The organism is Frankia sp. CoWAU3 (assembly GCF_977971855.1).
This window is the reverse complement of record NZ_CDWWXB010000177.1, coordinates 4174-5584: the sequence shown is the minus strand read 5'-3', so window position 1 is coordinate 5584 and position 1411 is coordinate 4174. Positions and strand designations below refer to the sequence as shown.

General features: G+C 69.3%; 1 protein-coding gene. It reads left to right on the top strand.

The features are described 5' to 3' along the window. A partial coding sequence (locus tag AC08ON_RS14305; protein WP_476617144.1) for a DEAD/DEAH box helicase occupies positions 1-1411 on the top strand: 1411 nt, incomplete at both ends.

The window sequence follows — 1411 nt, the reverse complement described above, 5'->3', positions numbered from 1 at the left end:
GCGACCGGGAACCGGCGGGCACCGGGCTGACGGGCGCCGCCTACGACGGGACCGAGTACGGCGACAACTACGGCGACAACACGGTGGTCGCCAGCCTCCGGCCCGCGCCGATCTACCACGGGGACACCGCGGCGGTCATCGCCGACGTCAAGGGCTGGCTCGCCGAGTCCTGGCGAGTGCTGCTGGTCACCGAGGGACACGGTCCGGCGCAGCGCCTGGTGGAGATGCTGCGCGACGCCGACCTGGGCGCCGGCCTCGCCGAGGAGGCCACCCTCACTCCGGGCGTCGCCATGGTCACCTGCGGTCGGCTCGCCACCGGCTTCACCAGCGATACTTTGCGCCTCGCCGTTCTTACTGAAAGCGACATCGCGGGTGCCCGCGGGGTGAGCACGAAGGACATGCGGCGCATGCCGAGCCGGCGGCGCAAGGGCATCGATCCGCTCGCCCTGCTCCCCGGGGACATGGTGGTCCACGACGCGCACGGCGTCGGCCGCTACGTCGAGATGGTCACCAGGACCGTCGCGGGCGCCAAGCGGGAGTACCTTCTGCTGGAATACGCCCGGGGCGACCGACTGTATGTGCCGACCGACCAGCTTGAACAGATCACCCGGTATGTCGGGGGTGACGCGCCGAGCCTGGACCGCATCGGCGGCGCCGACTGGGCCAAGCGCAAGAGTCGGGCCCGCAGGGCCGTCAAGGAGATCGCCGGTGAGCTGATCCGGCTCTACAGCGCCCGGATGGCTGCTCCCGGGCATGCCTTCGCTCCCGACAGTCCCTGGCAGCGTGAGCTGGAGGACGCCTTCCCGTTCCGAGAGACACCCGATCAGCTCTCCGCCATCGACGAGGTCAAGGCCGACATGGAGGAGCCGGTCCCGATGGACCGGGTAATCTGCGGCGACGTCGGCTACGGCAAGACCGAGATCGCGGTGCGGGCCGCGTTCAAGGCGGTGCAGGACGGCAAGCAGGTCGCGGTGCTGGTGCCCACGACGCTGCTGGTCCAGCAGCACTTCCAGACCTTCTCCGAGCGTTACGCCGCATTCCCGGTGGTGGTGAAGGCGATGAGCCGGTTCAACTCGCCCGCCGAACACAAGGCGGTGCAGGAGGGGCTCGCTACCGGCAGTGTCGACGTGGTCATCGGCACCCACCGGCTGCTGTCCGGGGAGAACCGCTTCAAGGATCTCGGCCTGGTGATCGTCGACGAGGAGCAGCGCTTCGGTGTCGAGCACAAAGAGCAGCTCAAGAAGATGCGCACGGCGGTGGACGTGCTCACGATGAGCGCCACACCGATCCCCCGCACGCTGGAGATGTCGATCACCGGTATCCGGGAGCTGTCGACCATCGACACTCCGCCCGAGGAGCGGCACCCGGTGCTGACCTCGGTCGCCGCCTACGACGCCCGTCAGGTGGCCGC